Here is a 25538-nt window from a genome sequence, read left to right on the forward strand (position 1 = left end):
CTTACGCGTTTTCTATGCCTACCCAAAGACTCAACGCCTTAGGGCCAATCTTCTATTTAATTCTTTTGATTGCTGGTTTTCAGCTTATCTCCGTCCTAATTTTGCAGTCATTCCATTTCTTTTCTTTTGAAATTCTTCGAATATTCTTAACTCTCATTCCGGGAGCGCTTATCGGATTTTTAGTCTATATCTTATCGATTCGTATTCTAAGAAGAATTTCCGGAAAATTTCTTGGAAGAATTTTTCCTTTCCTCCAGTCATCGAATGTGGAAATCGTAAAATATCTTTCCGTCCTCGATCAATTTAAGAACGATCTAATCGCGACAAATCTGACGGAACTCGTATGTGAGAAAATTCTTAAGTTCATTGAAACGGTAATTCCCACAAAAAAAGTCACAATCTTCTTATGGAAGGAAGAAATGGGAAAATTTGCTCCATTTCCGGATTCGGGTGAAATTCAATTTTTTATTTTCGACCCTTTTCTGCTTTGGGTTACGGAGAATGATAAGATTTACAATTTTAAAGAATTTGAAACCGATCCGAACCTAAAAAAAATCAGAAAGTCCGCCGAAATCTTTTTTTCAACGACTAACGCCGAACTCGTAGTCCCGCTCATCTTAAACAAAAGTTTATTGGGAATGATCGTTTTAGGAGAAAGAAAAAATCAAAAAAAATACAATGCGCAAGAAATCGAAAAACTAAACGAGATACGTTCCGTTTCCGTGATGTCTTTGTCGAACGCGATCTTCTACGAGCGATTGATCGAGTTGACGGAAACGCTTGAAGAAAAAGTTAAGATCCGAACTCGAGAACTGGAGAATGCACAGTCTCAGTTGATCATGTCTGAAAAGATGGCCTCCCTTGGCATAATGGTCGCCGGAATCGCCCACGAGATAAACACACCGGCGGGCGTTATCAATGGCGCCGCCGACAACCTCGATCAGAACATGGGTTATCTCGTGCGAAATATTTTTGACATCGTTCTTTTAGCGGAAAACCGAATTCTGCGAAAGAATTTCGAATTAGCACTTCTGCATCTTCTTCGGGATAAAAAAAGATCCGAACTCGATTCGAGAGAAAAGTTTCGTTTAAAAAACCAGCTTCGAGAAGAAATGAAACGGATGAATTTCAGTGAATCGATTTCCTCCGAACTTTCCAATTTTATAATCGAAAATCAGATAGGAGAAGAAAGAAAATATATCTATAAAGTGATCATGGGCGACGACGATCGAGGTTATCTAATGCTGAAGAACGCGACCCATATCAATCGAAACATCAAAAATATCCGTTATGCGATTCGAAACGTAGTTCGAATCGTCAAAGCTTTGAAGTCGTATTCTCACTTGGATCAGTCCAAGACATTGTCTCCGGCAAATATAGTCGAAGGTTTGGATACGACGTTGGTAATTCTTCACAATCAGGTAAAATATGGAATCGAGGTAGTTCGTAATTTTTCCGAGATTCCTATGGTTATCTGCAATCAGGACGAGCTAAATCAAGTTTGGACAAATCTCATTCAAAATGCCGTACAAGCTCTGAAAGGAAAGGGAAAGATCGAGATCTCCGTATTTCCATCCGGCGATCGGGTGATCGTTCAGATCGAAGATAACGGGCCGGGGATTCCTCAAAAGATCCAAGATCGAATTTGGGATCCGTTCTTTACAACGAAGGATCAAGGAGAGGGAACGGGACTTGGACTCGGAATCGTAAAAGGAATCGTGGAAAAACACAAGGGTAGAATCACCCTGACTTCCGTACCAGGGAAAACGACTTTCCGAGTGGAACTACCTGTGAACCCTGAACTCGTCTCGACCTAAAAATTCGAACCGACTTATTTCAATTTTAAATTCAGAACAGACGAACGTGAAAAAAGAAAAAGAAATTCAAGAGACATCTTTTTTTAAGGAAGTCTATAAACTTGTAAAAAAAGTTCCCAAAGGAAAAGTAACATCTTATGGAAGAATCGCGGCGCTATTGGGAAAACCCAGAGCTTCCCGCGCAGTAGGTTATGCGCTCAACGCCTTATCCAAAACGCAGGAACAAAAAGTTCCTTGGCAAAGGGTAATCAATAGTCAGGGAAAAATTTCCTTTCGAGGAGATACGGGTCGTTCCATTCTCCAAAAAAAGATATTAGAGGACGAAGGGGTTAAATTCTCCGTAAACGAAACGGTAGACTTCCATTTATATGGTTGGCCGAATCTAATTCTAAATTCCGCTCCTCGCAAAAAAAGAAAATAAAGTTTCCTTGTTTCTTACTTCGCCTGAAGTGATCAAAGAATATATCTTCTATGAACAATAAGCCAGTAACTCTTACAATCGCCGGATCTGATTCGGGAGGTGGTGCCGGAATTCAAGCCGACCTCAAAACGTTTACCGCGCTGGGAACGTTCGGAACATCGGCGATCACTTGTTTAACCGCCCAAAATCCTTCGGGTGTAACGGGTATTTTAGAAGTCGACGTAGACTTTTTGGAAAAACAAATCTCTGCAGTTATGGATTATTTTCCGGTAAAAGCAATCAAAACCGGAATGCTATTTTCCACGTCTATCATAGAACGTACACATTCACTTTTGTCGGCGCGAAAAAAGAGCGCACCGTTCTTCTTAGTCATCGACCCTGTGATGGTCGCTACAAGCGGGGCAAAACTTCTACAGGATTCTGCAATAGATGCACTGTTGAATCGTTTGATTCCCCTCGCGGAGCTTATCACTCCGAACTTGGATGAAGCCGAAATTCTCTGCGGAAAAAAAATCAAAAGCAGTTCTGAAATGACCGATTTGGCGAAAGACATCTTTGAAAAATTTGGCGTTCCGGTCCTTTTAAAAGGGGGACATCTGCAAAACGAAAAGATGGCGTTGGACATTCTGTATGACGGAAAAGAAATTTATAAATTCGAAAAACCTTTTGTGACCGGTTTTTATCCGCATGGGACGGGTTGCACCTATTCTTCGGCGATCACTTCGTACTTAGCGCTTGGAAATTCTTTGGTGGAAGCCGTTGGAAATGCGAAGGAATACCTCCACGCGGCGATCGAACATGCTTACACCGCAGGGAAGGATAAGACCCTGAATCACACACCGACGATTTAGTACGAATTCGGTTTATTTTACTTCGCTTAACAACTTTTCTTTTACTAAGTTTTCAAGAATCGTAAGCGGTAAGGAACCGCTGTCTAAAACGACAGAGTGAAATTCACGAATATCGAACCGTTCTTTTTTCGTGGCTCGAACCTTTTCTCTGAGTTCCAAAATTTTCAACATTCCCAATTTGTAAGAACAAGCTTGTCCGGGATAAACGATATACCGTTCAATTTCTGCGGTTACGTCCTTTGGCGCCATACCTGTATTTTCCATCATATAGGAAATCGCCTCTTCCCTGGTCCAACGTTTGTAATGGATTCCGGTATCCACGACCAAACGAACCGCACGGAAAAGTTCCGCTTGTAATCTTCCCAAATCGGAATAAGGATCTTCAAAGAAATGATACTCTTTTGCCAATCGTTCCGCATACAAAGCCCAACCTTCGACGTAGGCAGTAAACGTAATCGTATTCCTAAAACGAGGAAGACCTTTTAGCTCTTGCATGATCGCGATCTGCAGATGATGACCTGGAATCGCTTCGTGATACGTTAGGGTTCTCATTCCGAACTTCGGGATCTCTTTTGTGTCCCTGAGATTCGCGTAGAAGATTCCCGGCCGAGAGCCATCGAGAGCAGGTTCGTCATAGTAGGCTCCTGGAGCCGTCTTCTCCTTAAAAACGGGAATTCTTTCCACTTCGACTTTCCCTACCGGCATTCGCAAAAAAAGCGGCCTCGTTTTTTCTTTCGAGTCTTTTAGAATTTTCTTATATTCTTCTAAAGCTTGAAGTTTTCCTTCTTCCGTATCGGGAAACAAAAACTGGGCTTCTTTTCGAAGTCCCGCCATCGCTACAGGAATCGGTTGATTCTTACCAAGTCCTTTGAGAATCGCCTTCATCTCCGTCTGAATTCTTTCAACTTCACTCAGACCGAGATCGTGGATCTCCTGCGGACTCAATTCGGTAGTCGTATGCTTTTTTAGTTCATGAGAATAATATCGGTCCCCGTCAGGAAGTTTCCAAACTCCCGCTCTCGAATCCGCTCGTTTTCTTTGATCGTTGAATAAATTCAGAAGTTTTGAATACGACGGAAATATCTGAGTAACTACCGAATTCTGAACTTGAATGAGATAGAGATCTTGTTTCTCTTTGGGAATGGATTCGATCTTTCTTAGTTTTTTTTCGAAGGCGACGTAAAGAATATTCTCTCTTGCAGAGACGGAAATAAAGCCCGAAACCTCGGAGATCAAACGATCCAAAATAAAATCCGGAGGAAGAATTCGGTTTTTATCTCTGAGCAAAATCCCCGCTATCAGTTGATCGATTTTTTTAGGAACGAGCGCTAATCTCGCGATATAATTTTCCACGTCTTTCGTTGATTTTAACGGGTGTTGAGTCGCCAGAAACGTCGGGAGCTGACTTTGAACGCCGAACAACTGATTGGCGGGATAATCGTGAAACAAAAATCGTTCACCGTCGATTCGAAGTCGCAAAGACCATTCTAAAATTTCAAAAGAAAGAAGTTCTTGATCCGTCAAACCCTCCTTTCCATAAGAAAGGAGCACCTCTAGATTCTTCTTCGCCTTTTCCAGATCCTGTTTTTGTTTTTCGATCGAGATATCCGTTAGCTTTTTTTGATATCCATCGATTCCGAAATTATTAAGAACTCCAAGCGACGTAAGGTATTCTGGGTCGTCTAAAACCGATTCCCAAAATACCTTTTCGTAAAAAAGACCGAGCGTGATTGGTTTAAAAAGAATCGTATGTAAGACGAGCGTAGAGAATAAAAATAGAAGGATTAAAAAACCGAATAGAATCCGTTTTCGCGCCGTTATGCTGAACATAGTGAGACAAAATACAAAAACGGCTAAAGAATGAAAATTCTATTTTTGGAAAACAAATCCCTTTTGTCAAAATTCCGAGAAAGGAAAAAACTTAACCGCCGGAAGAATTCTTTGTGATACGCAAAGTAACCACCGTTAAATCGTCTTGAAAACGGTTTCCATCGGCGAATCTCTCTATGTCTTTTAGGATAAATTCTACAAGTTCGTGCGAACTTTTTTCGGTCACGTTACTCAATAAATTATGGAGTCGTTTCTCACCGTAGAATTCCTTTTTAGAATTTGATCCTTCGAAAAGACCGTCCGAAAAAAGGAGGAGCCGATCGTCCGCGTGAATTTTTAAAATCTTATCCTTGTAAATGGAAGCCGGGGAAAGTCCGATCATCCTCCCCATGTTGGGAAGTGTAAGAAATTCGGAGTTTTGTATCAAGATTTGTTCTGGATGACCCGCAGATGAATATCTCAACACACCCTTGTTTAAGTCCAGATCGACAAGAATACATGTGTAGTAAAGATTCAAAGATTTGAATTTTTCGATAAAATCCGAATTCAATATTTCTAATATTTCACCGGGTCGTTTTCCGGATTGTTTCAAGAATTCATATTCCACTTTGATCGCCATTGTAATCAAAGCGCCCTGAACACCGTGACCCGTAGCGTCCGCTAAAAAGAGACGATAAACGCCGTCGCTGATTCGGATGATATCATAAAAATCTCCGCCTACTTCGTCTCTCGGAATGTATTCAGCCCGAATATCCAAATCGGTAAATTTTTCCAATCCGGATGGAAGCATACTTTTTTGAATTCTCTTAGCGGTCGATAAGTCTTTTTTGATGATATTGAACGATTTATTGAGTTGAGTCATCAACTCTTCGATCGTTTTTCGTTCTTCCGAAAGTTTACGTTTATCTTTTCTTGAAGATCGAAGAAGTTTTTGAACCTTTGAACTTTGCGATTTTAAGAAACCGGAGGTGATACTCATCCAGTAAAAATACAAGAGGATCGTTAAGACAAAAATAAAAAAGAAAATCACCAAAGTTCGATCGCTAAATCGGATCGGAGACGTACCAGCGATTCCGGTAAAATAAAATAAAAACAAACAAAAAGAATAAATCAGCGCACCCAAAATAAAGTAACGTCTTTCCATCATACCAAAGGGGGCAAGATAACTTCCATAAAGAGCAGTTAGCATTACGAAAAGAAAATCCGGAACTTGAACCGTAAGCCAGGCGTTGAAAAGTAACATCGGAATATGCCAAAAATAAAACGATATTTTCATCCATTTCTGAAGATTCCATCGGCCGTTCGCCAATTGATAGTTTATTGGAATAGCGGTTCCTGCGTTTACAAGGAAGAACAATGCCAATTCGGAGTAGGAAACCTTTTCCAATCCTTCCGTATTAAAAAATTTTAATATAGAAAAAAGAACGGAAACAAACGATCCTCCCAAAATCCAGTTGAAAGTAACCGGAAGTCGAAACGTTTTTTTAAGATGAAAGAAATTCATGAATTTCTAAATGAGTGGAATGAGGACTAGAAAAATAAAAGAAATCAATGCCGTCCAAATACTCGCCGAGGCCAAGGAAAACCAAAGAGAGTTTTGCCACTGTATCAAAGGAGTTGCGACGAATAAAATCATTCCAAGATAAGATAGATACGGAGATCGATCATAAAGGTGTTTCTGCCATTCTATAAATCCTTCTCGAAAATCCTTCACATCACCGTGGAATTTCAAATCTAAGATCAATTCTCCAATCCAACCCGAGACGGAAAAGATCAAAGACCAGAAAAAGAACAGGGAGGGTAACGAAAGAGGAAGAACTTTTCGCCAGAGAATCACACTCAAAGCCAAAAGTAAAAATCCTAAAATTGGTATTACGGGATACAGTATTTTGATTCTAAAAAACTTACTTTCGGAAAGAAAACGAAAAAAGGAAACTGTTTCTCTCGATTGAAACGATCCGCAGAAAACACATTGTATCGTATCCGATAATATATGATTTCCGCAATTCCTACAGAATCGTTTCTCCGCCTCCATGTTTTTCGAAAATCGATCAGCTCTGACTGATGAGTTGATTGATCAATTGGCGCAAAAAATCCACATCCGGAGTGCCGCTTTTCGGAAGCGGTTTGTTGTTGATAAACAAAGTCGGCGTAGAATTGATTTTTAATTTTTCCGCCTCGTCCACTTCACGATTGATCTGATCTCTGATCTTCGGGGAACTCATACAAGAGCGAAACTGATCCATTTTTAGTCCGTTCTTCTCGGCGAGTCGACTTACCGTCGCCACCGTGTGCATCACTCCGATTTCATTGTCTTCGTAAAGACCGGTATAAACCGGATAAAATTTACTTTGCTGATTCGCACAGAGGGCCGCACTTGCGGCAACACAAGAACTTGCTTCCGGAGACTTTCTTCCCACGAGGCGATTGCAGTTTCCATCCAATGGAAAATTCTTATATGCCACTTTGATGATTCCGTCGTATTCGCTGAGAAAAGATTTTAGGATCTTACTTGTGTGCATACAATGACCGCAGTTAAAGTCTGCATATTTTACGATCGTGATCGGCGCATTCGGATCTCCAACGATCGGGACATCTTTCAGATCTATTTGAACCGTCGGAGTGGTTTCGAATTCTTTTAATAAAACAGGAATCGCCTTTTCACCGGAAGCGGCACCCGAAACGAGTCTCGCCCCACCTGTGGAAAGTCTTCCACCATAAAGGCCGAGAACGAAAAAGGACAAAGTTACAATCAGAAGATTCAAGAAGTTCCCGTTTAAGGCGCTGGTCACTGCGGAAACGGATTTATCCGAAATCGCCTTGAATCCGGGAAAGTTCACAGCAAGAAGCGCAATCGTAACGACGTAGGTCGCGCCGCAAAGACCGCATAACGCTTTGATCACGCCGACCGATATAATAAACAAACCTACATCCGCGGCCAAGCCTAAGAGTAATACGTAAAACGCCAGTCGAAGATTCGATTCCGCTGTTTCCTTTTTGATTTTGGAAAGAACAAAAAGAAACCCGACGAAACCGTAAAAAATGAAACCGAATAACGCAGTTGGAAGATCGCCTAACCCGGGAACATTTCGAATCGCCGAAAAAGAACTTTCTGAAACCTTATCACAAGAACCGGATTCACTGATTGCGTTACAAAGAGCCTCGCCAACTGAACTCGGATCTCCGTAATATTTTTGGATAAGAAGGAAAGAGAGGATCAAACCTATTGCAGAAAGAATGATCGAAATTTTATTTTTGGATAATTGATTCATGAATTTCCCCGATCCTGTAAGATCGATTTACCTTTATGTATGGTTCCTTTCCAGGTGAAAAGAAAAATCCAAACGGATTCTTCGGTTTCCGCTTAGAGTGTGGAAATCGCTTCCGCGAGATCTAACTTTCCTTCATACAACGCTTTTCCCGTAATGACACCGTAGAGAGGAATTTTTGTATCCAAGGAAGAAAGATCCATCAGATCTTTTAAGGACGAAATTCCCCCGGAAGCGATGACTTGAAACGGAAACGAATTGAGAATTTCTCGATAGGCTTCCAGATTCGGCCCGGCCAGAGTTCCATCCTGTGCGATATCCGTAAAAACGACGTGTTCGATTCCTGCTTTTGCGAGCTTTTCTAAAAGATCGCGATAGTGGACACCGGAATCTTTTTCCCAACCTGCGATTTTGACGATTCCATCTCTTGCATCCACGGCGACAACGACACGATCTTTTCCGTAGTTCTCCAACGCAAACTTGAGAAGATCCGGATCGGTGACCGCCGCTGTTCCGATAATAAAACGATCGATCCCAATTTTATGATAGTATTCTAATTTTTCTTTATCTCGAATTCCACCGCCTAACTGAACTTTCAGCGAAGTTGTTTCTCGAATTTTCAAGATAGAATGTTCGTTTACACCGATTTGATTTCTAGCGCCGTTGAGATCGACGAGGTGAAGCAAAGAGGCTCCATTCTTACTAAAACCGTCCGCGAGTTTCCAAGGTTCAGAAGAATAGATTTTCTTTTCTTCATAATTTCCTTTGAATAAACGGACTGCACAATTATCCAATAAATCTATAGCAGGGATGATGATCATACAGATTGAATAAAATTCTCCAAAAGTTTCAGTCCGTGAGTGTGCGATTTTTCAGGATGGAACTGAGTCCCGAAAATATTATTTTTTTCCACAACGGCTGGAAATTTTTCCTGATAATAATCACAGAGTCCAGTGATCGCGTTTCCTTCCGCGTCCGTAGGTCTGTAAGAATGAATAAAATAAAAAAAAGACTGATCCGGAATTCCTTTCAGAAGAATACTCTTTTCCTTTTTGCGAAACTGAAGACGATTCCAACCGATATGAGGAACTTTAAAATCCTTACCGTGGAATTTGCGGATCTTTCCTTTGATATAACCCAAACCATCGATCTGATCCTTCTTCGAACCTTGTGCAATTTCTTCAGAAGATTCAAAAAGAATCTGAAAACCGATACAAATACCGAAAAGAGGTTTTCCTGAGGAAACGTGTTTATCGATCGTATCTCGAAGACCGGTCGCATTGAGATTCTCCATCGCCTTATCGAAATGTCCGTCGCCGGGAAGAATCAAAGCTTTCGAGTTTTCAATCGTAGCACGGTCCTTCGTAAAAACAAAGTCTTTTGTATAAAGAGAAACGGCTTTGATGCAAGAATGAATATTGCCCATTCCGTAATCGAGAATAGCAATCACTCCAAAACTCCTTTTGTGGAAGGAATCGCTCCGGCGGAAGCGGAATCTTGTGCGATCGCCATTCTCAAAGCCTTTCCTAAAGCTTTAAAAATCGATTCGTGAATATGATGTCTATTCTCACCATAATGAACGACTACGTGAAGATTCATCTTCGCGTTGAGCGCGAGTTTTTGTAAGAATTCTAAGGATAACTCTGCGTCGTAAATCCCGAACTTTCCCGTGAGTTCCGGTCCGGTATATTTGAAAAAGTAACGACCTCCGAGATCCACAGCGACCGTGGTCAAGACTTCGTCCATCGTAAGAGTAAAATGCCCGTATCTAAAAATTCCCGCCTTGTCACCGAGTTGTTTGTGAATGGTATTGCCCATGAGAATTGCGGTATCTTCCACAGAGTGATGACAATCGATTTCAATATCTCCTCTCAACCAAAGATTCAAATCGATCAAACCGTGTTTGGAGATATGAGAAAGCATGTGCTCGAAAAAAGGAATCTCCGTATCAAATTGATACTTGCCAGTCCCGCGGAGATTCATCTCCAATTTGATTTCAGTTTCAGATGTTTTTCGTTCTGCTTTCATTCTACCTGGATCATAGAATCCGAACGACCTCCGTGTCAATGAATTCCAAAATAATGGATGACGGAAAAGCCAAGCCTCTTGAGATTGTAAGAGCAGTTTCTCACTGCATTCCACCTCGCCGAAGTGGCGGAATTGGTAGACGCACTGGCTTCAGGTGCCAGCGATCGCAAGGTCGTGGGGGTTCGAGTCCCTTCTTCGGCAAAAATTAATTGAACGATCTAACAAGGACTCGAAGCTTTCGAGCGAAAGCGTTTTGAGCTTCCGTAAGAAGCGAAAAAACGCGACACGAATCCAGGATGGATGAGTGCGCGAGAAAGACGCCCCGGAGCAAAGTCGAGCACGATGCGAGACTGCGGAGGGGCGAGTCCCTTCTTCGGCAAAAATTAATTGAACGATCTAACAAGGACTCGAAGCTTTCGAGCGAAAGCGTTTTGAGCTTCCGTAAGAAGCGAAAAAACGCGACACGAATCCAGGATGGATGAGTGCGCGAGAAAGACGCCCCGGAGCAAAGTCGAGCACGATGCGAGACTGCGGAGGGGCGAGTCCCTTCTTCGGCAAAAATTAATTGAACGATCTAACAAGGACTCGAAGCTTTCGAGCGAAAGCGTTTTGAGCTTCCGTAAGAAGCGAAAAAACGCGACACGAATCCAGGATGGATGAGTGCGCGAGAAAGACGCCCCGGAGCAAAGTCGAGCACGATGCGAGACTGCGGAGGGGCGAGTCCCTTCTTCGGCAAAAATTAATTAATTTAGAATTTTTCCCAAAGCCGCTGAAAGGCTTGCGACTCCCAACATTCCACCGAGAATCCAACGTGTCTGTAAAACGATGGATTTATGAATATCGCCGATTGATTTTTGTAATTCGATTCGAACATCCGAGATTTCTGTTTTCATTTCGGTTCGAAAATTGGCAATTTCCGTTTTCAATCCGGCAACGCTGATATTTAAGTCTTTTCGAACTTCCGCAATTTCAGTTTTCAAATTTGCAACCTCAGATCTCATCTCGGTGCGAAGATCGCTTATTTCCGTTTTTAATTCTATTCTAAGATCATTTATTTTCGTTTCTAAGTCCGTCTTCCCATTTGCAATTTCTGATTTTAGTTCCGTTCGAAGATCTGCAATTTCCGCTTTCCATTCGGCTTTTCCTTCAGCAATTTCGGTTTTTAACTCCGTTCGTAATTCTATGATTTCAGATTTCAGTTCAGCTCGAAGTTCCACAATTTCGATTTTTAATTCCTCTCTGAATTCTGAAATTTCTTTACGAAGATTTGCACTATCTGTTTTGAATTCAGATCTGAGCGCGGCCATTTCAGTTCTCAACTCTGCGATCTCAACTTTTACTTCTGCGCGAAAATTCGAAACTTCACCTCGAACATCCGCGACTTCGATTTTCATTTCATAACGTAATTTTTCAAGCTCTGCGGAAACGCTTGTTTTCACCGCTTCCATGCTCAGAAATACATTTCTACTCTCGGAATGAAAAGTTGTTTCAAATAGATTTACGGAGGTTTCGAGTGTAGATGTTCTGGAAGCCATAAAAGCATCGTTTAAGAAAACTACAAATTGATCCGTTCCTTCCGGACCCAAAAGTTCTTCTAACTTACGTGGAATTCTATGAATGAAATCCATTCCCATATTCGCACCTTCCTTTCTTTTGAGTTCAAGCTCATTTTTTCCTTCTTCACAATACGGTTCCGGAAATCGAAAGGATGGTTTTCCAAAGGTGAAATTTTTTACCTCAGTTTAAATAAAGTGAATTTTTTCTGGAGAATTTTTAAAATCCTCGACCCATTCTATTCTTAGGAAGAATCAATTAGAATTCTATACTATTCTTTAGTTGATCGAGCTAAACTTTGCAAACGGAGAATTCTTTTCCGACCTTGTAACATAGTTTATCCTAAGAGAAATTCAGATTCTTTCCTGGGAGAACGGATTTTCCTTCTTATAAAATGAATAGGTCAAGTCCTTATCCTTTAAGGCTTGAATCAAATTCTTGAAATAGGAAATCCTACTTTTTTCATTCAATTCTTAAATGAATGGAAAGCAATTTCGACTTGGGAAAATGAGAACAAATCATTTTTCGCTCAATACTTTTCTTGAATTTCTCCAGTGAATTCCATAAATGGAACCTGACCGTTTCTGCGGCGGAGATTTGCTTTGATTTCGAAGAAAACAGTCAAGAATAAGAAAGTTATAAATAGCGAATCAGGGAAAAATCCATCTTTTTTGGATCCGAGAAAGGAGCCATCCCAAAGAAGATCCATTGACCGTGTGCAAAAGATTCTAGACGTCGTTGCAGTGCTTCTGGAACGGAACGGAGCGGAAGCGATCACGACCAATATGATCGCTCAAGAAGCGGAAATTCCGATCGGTTCTTTGTACCAATACTTTCCGAACAAACACGCCGTTTTAAATGCGGTCGGTCAAAGACATTTGGAAAGGGTCAATTTGATGCTTTCTGAAATTTTTCAGTCCGATCTTTCCGGGAGCAACTGGGAAGATTTGATCGACCTCGTGATCGATTCCTTTGCCAATTTTTATCTTACCGAACCGGGATTTGCTCCCCTCTGGTCTTCTATGAAACAAGATCCGGAGCTGATCGAAATCGATCGAGAAAACAATTTAAAAATCTCCGAAAATGTTTCTCGAATCCTATCTCAGTTTCAGGTAAACCCCTCTGAAAATAAAATCATCTCAAGAATTGTCGTGGAAGTAACGGATGCCATTCTGAACCGTTGGATTCGCGAGCAAAAAGATAAGGAATTTTCAAGCCGTATGATCATCGAATTGAAGATCATTCTTAAATCCTATCTGTCGCGATATTTTCCAGGAGGAAAAGAAAAACTTTGATTCGGATTCTTCTTTTTGAATTTCCTTTAACTACTTTTTTCGTCTTCTTAATGACAGCGACATTCTTTCTGGTAAACATTTTTTTACCCGAACATTTGATCCGTCAGTATTTCCTAAATCATCCAGGACATATACAACCGATCTCTTGGATCGGGGCCGTATTCTATCACGGAAGTCTCATTCATCTTTTCGGTAATATGTTTTATCTTTTTTTTCTTGGACGCGCGGTTGAATACAAAGCGGGAAAAGGAAGATGGTTGCTTTTCTTTTTTATGGCCGCGTTGATTTCCTCTCTTCTGGATTCTTTTATTCGCGGAATCATATTACACGATTCCACTCCGGTAGTTGGCGCTTCGGGAGCGATTTCCGGTATCGCCGCCGTTGCCGCTCTACTCTCCCCATTCTCCTTACGATTTAATCATAAGAACATTCCCTTTCCTGTCTTTCTTGTCGCGTGGATCATGGTCTATTCGGACATCACGAACGTCTTTACGGACGATGGCGTGGCTCGTTGGGCGCACTTGGGTGGATTTATATCCGTCATCTTTGCCGCGTATTTCCTGAAACCGACGGAACGAAAACAACTTCATTCAGGTTTCATTCTCAATGTAATTTTTATCATTCTAACTTTGATTCTGGCGTTCTTCTATTCCAATCGTTAGAAATTGATTCTTCTAAGGTTGTCTGAATTCTAAGTTGATTTGAATATTCCTATCCTTCTTTGGTAGTTTCGTTCTGCAAAATGGGATTTGAAGATAAAAATGATTGTCAGCAAGGAAAATTTATCAGCCCCTGTATGGAAACTCGGAGAACAAATCATCCTTGAGCAAACACGGTTTCTTTCAAATCACTCAAAAACTTTTTCTCAGAAAAGGAGATGAACTGCTCATTCTTAGGGATCGAAAATCCGGCTTGGGCGACTTACCCGGCGGAAGAATGAACGAGGACGAATTCTATCAGGATTGGAATCTCAGCATGGAACGTGAGATTGAAGAAGAATTAGGTTCCAACGTGCAAATTCGTGTTTCTCCCAAACCCCTCTTCATCCACAAACATCGAGTGAACGAGGGGAATTTCCCATGTATCATCATCGCGTATCACGCCGAGTTTTTGGGAGGGGAAATACAACTTTCCGAAGAACACGATTACATCGCCTGGGAAAACGTTCATTTCTACAATCCGAGTCCCTTGTTCTCGGAATACATGCTGGACGCCGTCAATCTATATCTCAAGGAATATGCCTCTTTCGTTTATTAGAGAAAAAGAATATGACTCCATTTTGGAAAAACGCAATCGCATCTTTGATATTGATTCCGATATTTTTCGGTATCGCATCCGTATTTTCGGGAAAGGAAGTATCCTACGAACAATACAATTCATTGAAACAAAGGGAATATCAAATTCTTTCCGCCGGTTTTGATAGAAACGCAGGTAATATCCTTGTCGTTCAACCGGAATGGAGACTGGAAGACTTTTCCTCGGAAGAGAGATTTTTGAAATCTTTGGAAAATCCGATCAAACTTGCCAAACAAAAAGGACTTCTCAAAAAAAATACGTTAGTCGTATTTCCTTCGCATGTTGGAAGCTTTTTATATTTCTTAAATGCGCGTCAGGAAGTCTTTTCGCGACAAAGTCTTGAAAAAGCCTTCTATCTTTTAAAAATAGAAAACGGTTTTAAAAATTGGATCGGATCGATCGCCGGAGAAAAACCGAATCCGTATTCAAGAATTGCATCCACGTACCAAAGGATTTTTTCGAATCTTTCCAGAACGTACGGAGTTTATCTTTTATCGGGCTCCGTTCTTTTACCGGATACGAAAATGGAAAACGGAAACTTGATTTCCAATCCGGACGGAGAATGGAAAGAATATTCCTTCCTCTTTGAACCGGACGGTAAAATTTCCAAAGAATATCTCGTTCACAATCCTGCAGAACCATGGAAAAAAGATATTTCTGCTTTTGCTCAAAATCGACTTTCCTCCAATGAGGAAAATAACGTTTCTCTCGTTACCTATCAATTTCCATTCGCAAGATTCGGAATCTTTTATCTGGAAGAATTTAAGAATCCTGACTTTCAAGAAAAGATCAGAAAAACTTTTGTTTCGAGGATCATCGCAATCGGAGAAGAATCTGCTGAAACGATTCTCAAAGAATGGGCTACAAAATCCAACTTTGAATCTACGATTCGAGTAATTCCTTCCGGTTCCCTAATCGATCGAGAATTCGAAGGTGGAAGTTATGTGAAGACGAGATACGGAGCTCCGACTCCGGGAGTGAATAGCAAAGAACCTCTCATTCTCAATCTATTCTTATAATCTTATTTGCTACGGACTTCTTCGTAGAGTTTCCAAATACTCCAGTCTTCCGGTTGAAAATCGAGTTTACTTAAGATCAATTGACCGGATTCGGTCTCGCAGACGATACGATCATCTCCGGAAAGGAATGCTCTTTCACAAAGAATCGGTAGGTTCTGACTCTTTTTCAAAGGACCCCAGAGGTGAACCTTTCCCGAATATCCGGATAAAAACTCATTCTTCTTCGTTAATTTCCAAGGATAAATTTCCTTCCGGCTCACCGTAAATAGTTTCGTGATCACCGGCTTGCCTTTCGAGGAAAAGTTGATTCTTCTCAAGTGTAACTTTCCAATTTCACCGCCGATATAGTAGGCGCTCTCACCGTTTCCGTAATAGAGAATCGGACTAAGAATATCCTTATCTATTTTTTCCGCCGTCTTTTGCGTGGGATGAAACCAATACAGATTATAGGCGCCGGCGTTCCCGGAAAAAATCAAAAAAGAATTTCCCGAGGGATACATCAAGGAACGAGTTTTTAAATTAGGAAACGGAGAAACGATTTTTTCCTTATTCAAAACCAAAACCGGTTTTCTGGGTTCCACGGTTTTTTCCTCGTAGAGATTATCATCTACGAAATAATAAATTTTTGATCCGTCGGGAAGAATCGATCCTCGATTCTTACAGGAAACCTGAGCGCCCGCTTCGTAAGAAAGGCTCGAATCTTTTAAGGAAATCGCAACGTATCTACAACCACCCGAGGCCTGCATCGGATATTCCACGAGCGCATAATTGGCGTTTTGTGAAAGAGATAAGTTCGAAGGAACCTGATCGAGACTTCTGGAATTATTTTCTCCCGCTGAAAGGTCTTGATAGAATATTTTCTGATCTTCCGTCCATACCAACTTCAACCGATCGTTGGAAAATTCGATGACTCGCGTAGAATCAGGGGCCTCGGAAGAAAGAATTTCATCTCGGTCTTTCGGAGATTGTAGTTTTTCTTTTAACTTTTCAGCGGCCTTTTCGTATTTTTCCTGTTCTACAAGCTCTTGAATCTCTTCGATAAAAGTCTCATGACTGCTTTTGCAAAGGTTAAAAAAAGAAAACGTAAATAGAATCAAGATCGTATTTTTTAAAAGAAATGCTTTCGATATGGTTCTATTTTTCAAAAAGGATTCAATATTCATAATGTATTTCGGTTTCTCGTTTTCTTCTATTCTTTGATGTTGTTCGTAAATTCGAATTCTTTTTGAAAAAGATCGCTCGCTCGTCTTCCGGTGGTTTTCGTATCCAAAAATGAAATTCCTCCGTTTAGAAGCGCGCCTAGATAGGGAAGCCATGCGTATCTCGAAGAGGAATTCCCATTCTTACGAAATAGTTTCCAACCGAGGTGAAAGCCTATGGAGCGCAGAATTTCCAAAGAAGCAGGCCTGACTAATACCCTACTACCAACATCTCGAACGATGGACCGAATCAAAGCGTGATTCGTATCCGGAAAGATACAATAGCTCATAATTTCAGGAGAAACCTGTGATTCTTTCCCATAAAGAGCGGCGATATCTTTCACGAGATGACCTTGGATTCTGTAGAACAGAATCATTTCCGGTACTAAGGTCAGATATCCCAAATGCATTTTGGGAATCGAAAGCCCGGTGCTCACGGCCCCGGCTCGGATTGCCGCTTTTTGAACGCATTCCTGGATCAAATCGCTCGGATCTCCCACGGTTTTACCGAAGGGACTGCGATAACCCCTGAGGTCGGTCAGTAAGGTTAAGAATTTTTCAGAAAAAGCTTCTGCGACGGAAATATGGTTTTCCATAGAGTGGGTTGATTTACAAAGGAAAGGTCGAGTTCATTCAATGATAGATAGACTTGAAAAAATACAAGAAAAATACCTTCGAATCAGCGAAGAGTTGAATCTGGCGAAGGATCCTTCGTCTCTCAAAAATCTTTATAAAGAAAGATCACGTCTGACACCGCTCTATCTCAAAGTAGAAGAATATCTTAAACTCACAAAAGATAAAAAAGACGCGGAAGAATTGATCCAGTCCGAAAAAGACGAAGAAATGCACTTGATGCTCAAGGAAGAAATCCGGCAAGCAGGTGAGAAGCTCGAACAACTCGAGAAAGAACTCGAAATTCTACTTTTACCTCCGGATCCGAATTCCGGTAAAAATATTCTGGTCGAAATTCGAGCTGGAACGGGCGGAGAAGAAGCCGGTCTATTCGTGGCGGATCTTTTTCGTATGTATTCCCGCTTCGCCGACAAACAGAAAATCAAAACGGAGATCATCGATTCTTCCCCTACCGGAATCGGTGGATTGAAAGAAATTATTTTTGCATTGGAAGACGATCGGGCCTATGACCTTTTCAAGTTTGAAGGCGGAACGCATCGAGTCCAGAGAATTCCGAGCACCGAATCGGGTGGAAGAATTCACACAAGCGCCGTAACGGTTGCCGTCCTTCCCGAAGCCGATGCGGAAGAAGTCGAGATCAACGAAAACGATCTGAGGATCGACGTGTATCGTTCGTCCGGAGCGGGTGGACAGCACGTAAATACGACCGACTCCGCGGTTCGAATCACGCACATTCCGACCGGCGTTGTAGTCGCTTGCCAAGACGAGAAATCGCAACATAAAAACAAAGCCAAGGCTTTGAGAATTTTGAGCGCGAGAATTCTCGAAAAACAAGCGGAAGACAAAAAACAAGCTTCGGATGCGATCAAAAAACAAATGATCGGAAGCGGCGACCGTTCCGAAAGAGTTCGGACTTATAACTTTCCGCAAGGAAGATGTACAGATCATAGAATCGGATTTACGAGTCATAATTTATCCGCCATCATGGAAGGCGACTTGGACGAATTGATCGGCGCTCTTACGGAAGTAGATCGAATTCGGAAAATTTCAGAAACACAACCAAGTTAAAGAACTAAATCTTAGAATTTTACAGGTTGATAAATCACGGATCGATCTCGAACTGGAATTAGAGAAATGTTAAAAGAAATCAGCGAACCTCATAGAACTCTCTGCGGCGAGAGAATCCCGTTCGAAAACATTCATGCGGTATCCGTGAGCCTACCTCACCTAACGGACGTTATAGGCTACGAAGAAAAAAGAACCGAAACCCTTTCCCGATTAAAGTCGGGTTATCCGAGGTTTGTAGCACATTCTTATATTGCTCGGATTCTGGACTACAACAAGGAAAATCGAAAGATTTCCACTCCTCAGTTTATCGTTTCCTCCCGAAAGGCGGCCGATGCGATCGTTCAGAAATTTTCCATTCAAGAATTTGAAATTATCGAAGACGAAGAAATCGTAACTTTGGTCATTCCCGATCTAAAAGAATTGGAAAAAGAAATTCTTTCCTTCATTCAACACACCGGCTGTCTCGCTTCCTCTCGAAAAGCCGAAGATTTTCTTTTAAAAAAAGGAATACTTCAGGAAATTTTCCGAGAAAAGGTCGAAAAAGAAAATCCGGTTGAGAAAATTCTTTCCACGCTTTCTTCCTTTTACGGAAATTCAAATCCGGAGATTCTTCTTTCCTCTTCCGGCATGAACGGAGTTTATACCGTCTTTGAAGCGTTCAATGAAATTCAAAAAAAGCAAAACAAAACGATTTGGATCCGTCTTGGCTGGTTATATGTGGATAATATCCGCATCATGGAAAAATATACGAAAGATTCCTACGTGATTCATAACGCGACGGACTTGCAAGATCTTGAACGATTTATAGACCAAAACGGGGATCGTGTCGCCGGAGTGATCACGGAATGTCCGACCAATCCACTTCTCCTGGTCCCGGATTATCAAAAACTAAAATCAATCGTAGATCAATACAAAGTTCCCTTGATCGCGGACATTTCCATAGCCGGATCCGCTGTAATCAACGTTCTTCCGTACGTGGATGGAATCGTAGAAAGCCTGACCAAGTTTGCCTGCGGCAACGGAGATCTCATGATGGGCGCTTTGATTCTAAATCGAAAGTCGCAGTGGTTTCAGGAGATTCTTCCTCTTTGCAAAAAAATGGTGGAAAGCCCGTATATTCGAGACTGCGAACGACTCGCGTATGAAATCAAAGGGTATGAAGAACGTGTTCTGAAGATCAGTTCCAATGTAAAAAAATTAGCCGAATTCTTTTCCGGACAACCCGGAATCAAAAACGTTTTTTGGACCGGATCTCCCGCTTCCTCGAATCATTTTTCAAAGATTACAAGAATTTCCGGAATTCAAGCAGGGGTTTTATCCATCGAGCTTTCGATTCCTTTGCAATCTTTTTACGATCGATTGGCGTTGTTAAAGGGTCCGAGTTTCGGAACCGAATTCACATTAAACATGCTTTATGTTTATTTGGCTCACTATGAGTTGGTGACTAAAAAAGAAGGACTCGAATTCTTAAAAGAAAACGGATTAGATCCCAATCTGATCCGAATCTCCGTAGGAATCGAAGATCCGGATCTTTTGATCCAAGAATACAAAAAAGCTCTCGAAGCCTAAACTCTTGCTTCCGCGGGAATTCCACTTTGCGAAGCCGGATTTCCTTTGAGATGAAAAATTCCTTTGTAAAACGCGAAAAGAATTCCATATTTAGAAATTCCTAATATATAGAGAACTCCAAGCGCGACGAGGCTTCCAAAAATCCAACCGAGGAAATGAATGATCATACTCGAGAGAATCGCAAGCCCGAGAGCTCCTATAAAAACGGAACCGAAAAAGAAAACGATCCTTTGAACCGGACTTCCTCTTCCAACCTTAGTTTCTTGTTCGAAGGTGACATCATGTAACTCAAGACCTTCTTCCAACCAATTCGACATAATAAAAATCATGATCGGAATCAGAATCACTCCCATGACGTACAAGGTGATCGCAACGTCGGAAGTTAACCAGGAAAGCGCCGTATTCCAAGACCAGTTGTTGAGATATTCTTCTCGAGTTGCCGAAAAGAATCGTTTGTATCCTTCACCGTCCCAACCGTGAACGAGGATAAAAAACATTCCAAAATAACCCAACATCACTTGTAAAAAGCCGAAGAATTCTTTGGATCTTTCGATCAATTTCCAGACAATCCAAAATGCAAGAATTCCCTGGGATACGTTCGTGAAACCGAAAAGTGTGACCAACCAACCCGGCATAGATTTATCCAAAGCCTGCATGGTTTCCCAACTCGTAAACTGCCAAACCAGGTATAAACCCGACGGCCCGAACACGAGCGAAAGGAAGAGCACGTTGATCAGAAAATACGTCGTTTTCCAAAAGGGAGTTTTTTCATTCTTCCGCTCGACTTCTTTCAGAATCGTAGCGGAGGAAGAATCCGACGAAGTTTGAATTTTTTTTATCTGACGGGAAGCCGCCATCGCAAAGCCTGCGCCCAATCCGTAAGCCCAGAAAACATCCACTTGAACCATTTTCAATTCTCCTATCTCTCAAGATTAAAATAAGAATGACATATCATTCAGCTTTTGCAATCAAAAAAAGTAGGAACTCCTTCTTTTTCAAAAACACGAATTTCACAAATTGGCCCTCATTCCTTCCAACATCAAGTCCGGAACCGCCTTCATCCAACGGGTGGCGTATTCTCGGTTTGACTTGTGAGAAATAGACTGACGAATTCCTTCGAACATCATGGAATTGATCGCTTTGGCTACGACGTCGGTGTCCAAATTTTTTCTTAAAAAGCCTTTTTTGACGCCGTTGATCAGATAAAGCTCCGTGACTTTCGCGGAAAGATCGTGAGTCTTTTTGATCTTAGTCGTGATAGAATCGTCGATCCCTTGTGTTTCAAAAAAGAAAACCTGACCGACCCGAACATCCCTCCCGAAAAGCTCGAACAATCCCTTCCCGATTTCTCCGATCTGCGATCGATATTCCTCCAAGGAATTCGATTTATCGGGACTTTGCCTCGCGATCACTTCCGAAAGTTCTTTTTGAATTTGATCGAGAAGAGCGTGAAGAATATCGAGCTTATTCTTAAAATAACGATAACAGGTTCCGTGTCCGATATCCAATTGAGTTGCGATATCCGCGATTCCCGTGGAATGATATCCTTTTTTTGCAAAGATATCCAGGGCCGCTTCCAAGATTTCTTCCCTTCTCGCCTGGATTTTTTCTTCTTTTTTCATACTTCGAGAAGAATGCTGTGAGTCGGACTTTTTTTTGTAAACCAGAAGATTCTCAGATGAGATCGGCGTTTAATGGAACGTAAATCGTAAACTGAGTTCCCTTTTTCGAATCGGAAGAAAAATCTACTTTTCCCTTCAATTGTCTCACGAGAATATTCACGAGCTTTAAGCCGAGGGAGGTCGAATCGTCCAGATCGAACCCGAGCGGCATTCCGATCCCATTGTCTTCGATTTTGAGTTCTAAGAATTCGCTTTTTTTTGAAAGAGAAATTTTTAATTCCGGAGAATCTTTTACGGAGATATTTTCTGGGAACGCATATTTCAAAGAATTGGAAACCAATTCGTTTAATATCAAGCCGATCGGAATGGCTCTGTTAACGCTTATATCGAGAGATTCTAAATTTGTAATCAGTCGAATCGACTCGGCTTTTCCGTACACCTGAAAAAGCTGATTGAGTAATTTTTCGATGTAGATCGAATACTGAATTTTTCCAAGGTTCTCGGATTGATACAATTCTTCATGAATCATCGACATTGTTCGAAGTCGATTCTGACTTTCCTTAAAAACGGAAAGACTTTCTTTATCCTGAACGTAGTCGGATTGCATGGACAAAAGGGAAGAGATTACTTGAAGATTATTCTTAACCCTATGATGGATTTCCTTGAGCATAACTTCCTTCTCTTCCAAAGAAAGTTGTAATTTCCGTTCCGCGGATTTGATTTCGGTGAAATCCAATAACGTCACGATCACGCTTGATAAAGAAGTTTCAAACCCGGGAGGTACGGACCAGCGAATTTTAATGTCAAGTCTGGTATTGTCTTGGACGCGAAACCCGACTTCCACTTCGTAAAAATACGATTCTTCTCGAATTTTTCCAAGAACCTTTCTAAAAACTTTGAAACCGTCCTGGCTAAAAAAACGTTTCCAATTCTTAAAGACCGTTTCATAAGAATCGACTCGAAGGAGATTAACGGTCTCCTGATTCACGCCGATTACTCGAATCGAATCAAAACAAGTTTGAACGAATTCGGGATGACCTTCCACGTAATCAGAAAACAAATCACCTTTTAGATCTTTCGGCAAACCGTCTAACACATGTTTGAGATCGGAATAATCGGCTTCAATGATCGCCACGGGAAGATGCTGGAATAGTCCCATGTATCTGGTTTGGCTTTTTTCCAATTCGGCTCTTGCTTCGTTCTTCTCATGAATTTCCGCCCTAAGAATTTCGTTCGATCGAAGAAGTTCGTGCGTTCTTTCCTTTACCTTTCCTTCCAAACTCTGATGAGAGATTCTCAACTGATTTTCCGCTTCTTTTCTCTCGTTCACGATGCTCGCTACAAGCAGACTCGTAATGGAAAGAACCGCGATAAAAAATTGAAGTAGAATGTAAGAAGCGTTCATCGTTTCCGCATAGAATTGGGGAGAACCGGAAATCGTTCCTAAAATGGCGATCACGGATGACAAAACTACCGCCAGACTACTTGCACGTTCTCCCAAACGAAAAGCGGACCAGAGAATCAATGGAATCAGAATGTATCCTAAGGGATAACTCAAAGAAAGGATCGGTGTGACCAAATCGAAGGATACGAGAGAAAAGAATACGATCAATAAAAGTAAGGTAGAAGATTCCAGAAAATCTAAAAACCTGGGAGCCTTATAGTCTCCTCGAAACCAGAAAAGAATAAACGGAGCGCCGATGTAAACCCCTAGCGTATCGCCTGCCCACCAAGTTAACCAACTTTGGCGAAAACCGGACCACTCGATTTCTCCCGTAAGAACCATGGAAATCACCGAGCCGCTCGAACTGATCGTACAAACGAAGGCTTCTAGGATTATGAATAAAAGAACGAATTGAGTCCGAGCCGAGATCTTACATCCCGGAATATTTCTTGTTAATACGACTTTGCCAACATAACTTTGAAGAGCGGAAAAAAACGCGATAGAAACGCTAAGATATAAATTTTTGTTCGGATCGAACCAAACCTCCGAAAGAAAATCCCCACTTGCGTTGGAAAGTAAGGATGCGATAAAAACTCCGATGATCGTATAATTTCCAAAGATAAGAGTTAAACCGAGTGCCGCTCCGGAAGCGGGCCAAATCGCGGATGCATATCCCGGATGTATCGCCGTGTTTCTTCCAATTTGAGCGAGAATATAATAGGTGAATCCGGAGAATAAAATAGTCCCGGAGATTCTTATTATTGCTTTGAAACGAAGAGACAAAATCATCAATCCTAATTAAGTTTGCTCTAAAATGAGAATCGAAGAACTCCTATTCTCTGACCAGCCTTTTATGATTTTCAACGAAGGATTCCATCCTTCAGGAAAGATTTTCTTTCGTAACCCAATCACCACAATCAAGGCAATTACTTCAAAAGAAATAGAATCGTCTCTGAACGAAATCGAATCCTTTATCCAGGAAGGATTTTACGTAGCGGGATTTATTTCTTACGAAGCCGGAGAAGTTTTTTCGGGAATTGATCGGAAGAACTTAGAGATGAATCTACCGCTTTTATACTTCGGCGTTTTTCGCGAACCGGAAATGATTTCCGAGTTCGATAGTAGATCGTCTGCAGATTTCGGATTTCACATTTCTTCTTTTCCGGATCAAAAAAGCTATTTCCAAAATCTTGAATACATTCGGGAAAAACTTTTTCTTGGCGAAATTTATCAAATCAATTATACGGATCGGATTCGATTCGATTTTGAAGGAGATACATTAGGACTATATAATATGCTTTCGGATCGCCAGCCCGTATCTTACGGCTCTTGGATAAGAATTCCGGATTTGGACATTCTCTCCTTCTCTCCTGAGCTTTTTTTCGAAAAACAAGGACGAAACATCATCACAAAACCGATGAAAGGAACTTATCCTAGAGGTAAGACCGAATTCGAGGACGAGAAGAACATTCAGCTTTTAAGGAACTCAGAAAAAGAAAAAGCGGAAAATCTAATGATTACCGACCTGATGAGAAACGATCTGGGAAAAATCAGCCGTAAAGGAAGTGTTCAGGTTCAAGAATTATTCACCGTTGAAAAATATAAAACGATCTTACAGATGACGAGCACGATTCGTTCCGAGCTTTCCGAAGAAATAAAATACGCGGATATTTTTAGGGAGTTGTTTCCCGGCGGGTCGATCACCGGCGCACCTAAACTCAGGGCGATGGAACTGATTCAAGAACTCGAAAAACCGAGAGGTGTTTACACCGGAGCGATCGGAGTTATTCGACCGAACAGAGATTCCGTTTTTTCGATAGCGATTCGTACATTAGAAATTTCTAATGGAACTGGAAAACTCGGTATCGGTTCCGGAATCACCTGGGAGGCAGATCCTGAAAAGGAATGGCTTGAAATTTTGGAAAAAGCCAAATTTTTCTCCGAGTCGACAAGGAACTTTTTTCTATTCGAAACGATCCTCTATAAAAACGGTTTCATATACTTTCAAAAAGAACATCGAGATCGGATCAAAGCATCCGCAGAGATTCTAGACATTCCTTTTTCCGAAGAAAAATGGAATCATTGTTTGCAAGAGGCGATCTCCGCTTGTAAGGAACAAAATTCTTATCGTATCAAGATTCGTTTGGACTTGTCCGGAAATTTTCACTCGGAATATTCCGCCCTTTCCCCTTTTCAAAAAAGGGGGGTTTTACGAATCAGCAAAACTCAAATGAATTCTTTTTCGGAATTTAGAAAACACAAGACGAGCTTAAGGGATATATACGATGCCGAAGGAATTCGATCTAGAGAAGAATCTTGTTTAGATACAATCTTCTTAAATGAAAATCGAGAGATCACGGAAGGAAGTATTACAAACGTCTTTTTGAAGATCGGAGATTCTTACTTTACACCGCCCATCTCTGCAGGTATTCTTCCTGGAATTTATAGAAATCGTCTTTTGAAAAAGAAGGGATTCTATGAACGGACTCTTTCGATCGAAGATTTGCGGTCCTCGGAGTCGGTTTTTCTGTGTAATTCTCTTCGTGGAATTCTGCGGATCGAAAAGATAGAAGATGAATCCCAAATATGAATGACCGGAATCTAGTTGCGGAAATCCGCCGAA

Annotated in this window: 22 protein-coding genes, 1 tRNA gene and 1 pseudogene; 11 read left to right on the forward strand and 13 right to left on the reverse strand. The window is 41.3% G+C overall.

The window, feature by feature from the left end; translation table 11 throughout:
• Positions 1–14 precede the first annotated feature (14 nt).
• From DLM75_RS02265 to thiD, 3 genes are read left to right on the forward strand one after another with little or no spacing between them, the layout of a single operon-like run.
• The gene (locus DLM75_RS02265; RefSeq protein ID WP_118966919.1) at positions 15–1817 is read left to right on the forward strand and encodes an ATP-binding protein; all 1803 of its coding nucleotides are present in this window, start codon (positions 15–17) and stop codon (positions 1815–1817) included.
• Between the two features lie 46 nt (positions 1818–1863).
• Entirely contained in the window at positions 1864–2238 is a 375-nt protein-coding gene (locus DLM75_RS02270) for an MGMT family protein (RefSeq protein ID WP_118966920.1), read from the forward strand.
• Positions 2239–2288: 50 nt separating this feature from the next.
• Entirely contained in the window at positions 2289–3089 is an 801-nt protein-coding gene (gene thiD / locus DLM75_RS02275; RefSeq protein ID WP_429945408.1) for a bifunctional hydroxymethylpyrimidine kinase/phosphomethylpyrimidine kinase, read from the forward strand.
• Positions 3090–3101: 12 nt separating this feature from the next.
• Here thiD and DLM75_RS02280 read toward each other — a convergent pair whose 3' ends face one another.
• The 7 genes from DLM75_RS02280 to hisB form a co-directional block, all read right to left on the reverse strand.
• Entirely contained in the window at positions 3102–4919 is a 1818-nt protein-coding gene (locus DLM75_RS02280) for a DUF885 domain-containing protein (RefSeq protein ID WP_118966922.1), read from the reverse strand.
• Positions 4920–5010: 91 nt separating this feature from the next.
• Entirely contained in the window at positions 5011–6423 is a 1413-nt protein-coding gene (locus DLM75_RS02285; RefSeq protein WP_118966923.1) for a PP2C family protein-serine/threonine phosphatase, read from the reverse strand.
• 6 nt (positions 6424–6429) lie between these two features.
• On the reverse strand, positions 6430–6954 hold the full coding sequence (locus DLM75_RS02290; protein ID WP_118966924.1) for a zinc ribbon domain-containing protein: 525 nt from the start codon (positions 6952–6954) through the stop codon (positions 6430–6432).
• Positions 6955–6970: 16 nt separating this feature from the next.
• Entirely contained in the window at positions 6971–8191 is a 1221-nt protein-coding gene (locus DLM75_RS02295) for a vitamin K epoxide reductase/DsbA family protein (RefSeq protein ID WP_118966925.1), read from the reverse strand.
• Between the two features lie 92 nt (positions 8192–8283).
• Positions 8284–9009 (reverse strand): 1-(5-phosphoribosyl)-5-[(5-phosphoribosylamino)methylideneamino]imidazole-4-carboxamide isomerase, encoded by a 726-nt coding sequence (hisA, locus tag DLM75_RS02300; protein WP_118966926.1) that lies wholly within the window; start codon positions 9007–9009, stop codon positions 8284–8286.
• Positions 9006–9638 carry an imidazole glycerol phosphate synthase subunit HisH gene (gene hisH, locus DLM75_RS02305; RefSeq protein WP_118966927.1) on the reverse strand — a complete coding sequence of 211 codons (633 nt, stop codon included), beginning with the start codon at positions 9636–9638 and terminating at the stop codon, positions 9006–9008. Before hisH ends, hisA begins: the two co-directional genes overlap by 4 nt.
• A complete protein-coding gene (hisB, locus tag DLM75_RS02310) occupies positions 9635–10216 on the reverse strand; it encodes an imidazoleglycerol-phosphate dehydratase HisB (RefSeq protein WP_167731722.1) in 582 nt (193 codons plus the stop codon). The genes hisH and hisB overlap by 4 nt, the downstream gene beginning before the upstream one ends.
• A gap of 117 nt (positions 10217–10333) precedes the next feature.
• Between hisB and DLM75_RS02315 the strand changes: the two genes are divergently transcribed.
• A tRNA-Leu gene (locus DLM75_RS02315) sits at positions 10334–10417 on the forward strand.
• Positions 10418–10959: 542 nt separating this feature from the next.
• Here DLM75_RS02315 and DLM75_RS02320 read toward each other — a convergent pair.
• Complete coding sequence (locus tag DLM75_RS02320) at positions 10960–11850, reverse strand: LA_3696 family protein (protein WP_118966929.1); 891 nt, start codon at positions 11848–11850, stop codon at positions 10960–10962.
• A 522-nt stretch (positions 11851–12372) separates the two neighbouring features.
• On the opposite strand from DLM75_RS02320, the pseudogene DLM75_RS02325 reads away from it, so the two are divergent.
• The 4 genes and pseudogenes from DLM75_RS02325 (at position 12373) to DLM75_RS02340 (ending at position 15380) form a co-directional block, all read left to right on the forward strand.
• A pseudogene (locus DLM75_RS02325) lies at positions 12373–13084 on the forward strand (TetR/AcrR family transcriptional regulator).
• A gap of 31 nt (positions 13085–13115) precedes the next feature.
• Positions 13116–13727: a rhomboid family intramembrane serine protease gene (locus tag DLM75_RS02330; RefSeq protein WP_241547846.1), complete on the forward strand. Its 612-nt coding sequence runs from the start codon at positions 13116–13118 to the stop codon at positions 13725–13727.
• A gap of 160 nt (positions 13728–13887) precedes the next feature.
• Positions 13888–14322 (forward strand): NUDIX hydrolase, encoded by a 435-nt coding sequence (locus DLM75_RS02335; RefSeq protein WP_118966932.1) that lies wholly within the window; start codon positions 13888–13890, stop codon positions 14320–14322.
• Between the two features lie 11 nt (positions 14323–14333).
• Positions 14334–15380, forward strand: a complete 1047-nt coding sequence (locus tag DLM75_RS02340; protein WP_118966933.1) for a carbon-nitrogen hydrolase family protein — start codon at positions 14334–14336, stop codon at positions 15378–15380.
• 2 nt (positions 15381–15382) lie between these two features.
• Here the strand turns inward: DLM75_RS02340 and DLM75_RS02345 are convergent, their stop codons facing one another.
• Both DLM75_RS02345 and DLM75_RS02350 read right to left on the reverse strand, forming a co-directional pair.
• The gene (locus tag DLM75_RS02345) at positions 15383–16543 is read right to left on the reverse strand and encodes a hypothetical protein (protein WP_118966934.1); all 1161 of its coding nucleotides are present in this window, start codon (positions 16541–16543) and stop codon (positions 15383–15385) included.
• Positions 16544–16569: 26 nt separating this feature from the next.
• On the reverse strand, positions 16570–17175 hold the full coding sequence (locus DLM75_RS02350; protein ID WP_118966935.1) for a hypothetical protein: 606 nt from the start codon (positions 17173–17175) through the stop codon (positions 16570–16572).
• Between the two features lie 40 nt (positions 17176–17215).
• Between DLM75_RS02350 and prfA the strand changes: the two genes are divergently transcribed.
• Positions 17216–18280, forward strand: coding sequence for a peptide chain release factor 1 (gene prfA / locus DLM75_RS02355; RefSeq protein WP_118966936.1), 1065 nt, complete (start codon positions 17216–17218; stop codon positions 18278–18280).
• A gap of 66 nt (positions 18281–18346) precedes the next feature.
• Complete coding sequence (locus tag DLM75_RS02360; RefSeq protein WP_118966937.1) at positions 18347–19849, forward strand: PLP-dependent transferase; 1503 nt, start codon at positions 18347–18349, stop codon at positions 19847–19849.
• Here DLM75_RS02360 and DLM75_RS02365 read toward each other — a convergent pair.
• The 3 genes from DLM75_RS02365 to DLM75_RS02375 form a co-directional block, all read right to left on the reverse strand.
• The gene (locus tag DLM75_RS02365; RefSeq protein ID WP_118966938.1) at positions 19846–20757 is read right to left on the reverse strand and encodes a hypothetical protein; all 912 of its coding nucleotides are present in this window, start codon (positions 20755–20757) and stop codon (positions 19846–19848) included. The two genes, DLM75_RS02360 and DLM75_RS02365, sit on opposite strands and share 4 nt — an antisense overlap.
• A 102-nt stretch (positions 20758–20859) precedes the next feature.
• Positions 20860–21471 carry a TetR/AcrR family transcriptional regulator gene (locus DLM75_RS02370; RefSeq protein ID WP_118966939.1) on the reverse strand — a complete coding sequence of 204 codons (612 nt, stop codon included), beginning with the start codon at positions 21469–21471 and terminating at the stop codon, positions 20860–20862.
• Between the two features lie 52 nt (positions 21472–21523).
• On the reverse strand, positions 21524–23698 hold the full coding sequence (locus DLM75_RS02375; protein ID WP_118967934.1) for an MASE1 domain-containing protein: 2175 nt from the start codon (positions 23696–23698) through the stop codon (positions 21524–21526).
• Between the two features lie 31 nt (positions 23699–23729).
• Here DLM75_RS02375 and pabB point away from each other — a divergent pair, with 31 nt between their 5' ends.
• Positions 23730–25505, forward strand: a complete 1776-nt coding sequence (pabB, locus tag DLM75_RS02380) for an aminodeoxychorismate synthase component I (RefSeq protein WP_118966940.1) — start codon at positions 23730–23732, stop codon at positions 25503–25505.
• Positions 25506–25538: the final 33 nt, after the last annotated feature.

It is taken from the genome of Leptospira stimsonii (assembly GCF_003545885.1).
In the GTDB taxonomy this organism is placed as follows: domain Bacteria; phylum Spirochaetota; class Leptospiria; order Leptospirales; family Leptospiraceae; genus Leptospira; species Leptospira stimsonii.

Excerpts from the sequence above, each read along its gene's own strand:
- DLM75_RS02320 (WP_118966929.1), bottom strand. The coding sequence starts at position 11,850 with ATGGGAATGGATTTCATTCATAGAATTCCACGTAAGTTAGAAGAACTT.
- DLM75_RS02365 (WP_118966938.1), bottom strand. The coding sequence starts at position 20,757 with ATGGTTCAAGTGGATGTTTTCTGGGCTTACGGATTGGGCGCAGGCTTT.
- DLM75_RS02285 (WP_118966923.1), bottom strand. The coding sequence starts at position 6,423 with ATGAATTTCTTTCATCTTAAAAAAACGTTTCGACTTCCGGTTACTTTC.
- DLM75_RS02360 (WP_118966937.1), top strand. The coding sequence starts at position 18,347 with ATGTTAAAAGAAATCAGCGAACCTCATAGAACTCTCTGCGGCGAGAGA.
- prfA (WP_118966936.1), top strand. The coding sequence starts at position 17,216 with ATGATAGATAGACTTGAAAAAATACAAGAAAAATACCTTCGAATCAGC.
- DLM75_RS02330 (WP_241547846.1), top strand. The coding sequence starts at position 13,116 with ATGACAGCGACATTCTTTCTGGTAAACATTTTTTTACCCGAACATTTG.
- DLM75_RS02340 (WP_118966933.1), top strand. The coding sequence starts at position 14,334 with ATGACTCCATTTTGGAAAAACGCAATCGCATCTTTGATATTGATTCCG.
- DLM75_RS02370 (WP_118966939.1), bottom strand. The coding sequence starts at position 21,471 with ATGAAAAAAGAAGAAAAAATCCAGGCGAGAAGGGAAGAAATCTTGGAA.
- DLM75_RS02280 (WP_118966922.1), bottom strand. The coding sequence starts at position 4,919 with ATGTTCAGCATAACGGCGCGAAAACGGATTCTATTCGGTTTTTTAATC.
- DLM75_RS02295 (WP_118966925.1), bottom strand. The coding sequence starts at position 8,191 with ATGAATCAATTATCCAAAAATAAAATTTCGATCATTCTTTCTGCAATA.
- DLM75_RS02350 (WP_118966935.1), bottom strand. The coding sequence starts at position 17,175 with ATGGAAAACCATATTTCCGTCGCAGAAGCTTTTTCTGAAAAATTCTTA.
- DLM75_RS02290 (WP_118966924.1), bottom strand. The coding sequence starts at position 6,954 with ATGGAGGCGGAGAAACGATTCTGTAGGAATTGCGGAAATCATATATTA.
- thiD (WP_429945408.1), top strand. The coding sequence starts at position 2,289 with ATGAACAATAAGCCAGTAACTCTTACAATCGCCGGATCTGATTCGGGA.
- DLM75_RS02345 (WP_118966934.1), bottom strand. The coding sequence starts at position 16,543 with ATGAATATTGAATCCTTTTTGAAAAATAGAACCATATCGAAAGCATTT.
- hisB (WP_167731722.1), bottom strand. The coding sequence starts at position 10,216 with ATGAAAGCAGAACGAAAAACATCTGAAACTGAAATCAAATTGGAGATG.
- hisA (WP_118966926.1), bottom strand. The coding sequence starts at position 9,009 with ATGATCATCATCCCTGCTATAGATTTATTGGATAATTGTGCAGTCCGT.
- DLM75_RS02265 (WP_118966919.1), top strand. The coding sequence starts at position 15 with ATGCCTACCCAAAGACTCAACGCCTTAGGGCCAATCTTCTATTTAATT.
- pabB (WP_118966940.1), top strand. The coding sequence starts at position 23,730 with ATGAGAATCGAAGAACTCCTATTCTCTGACCAGCCTTTTATGATTTTC.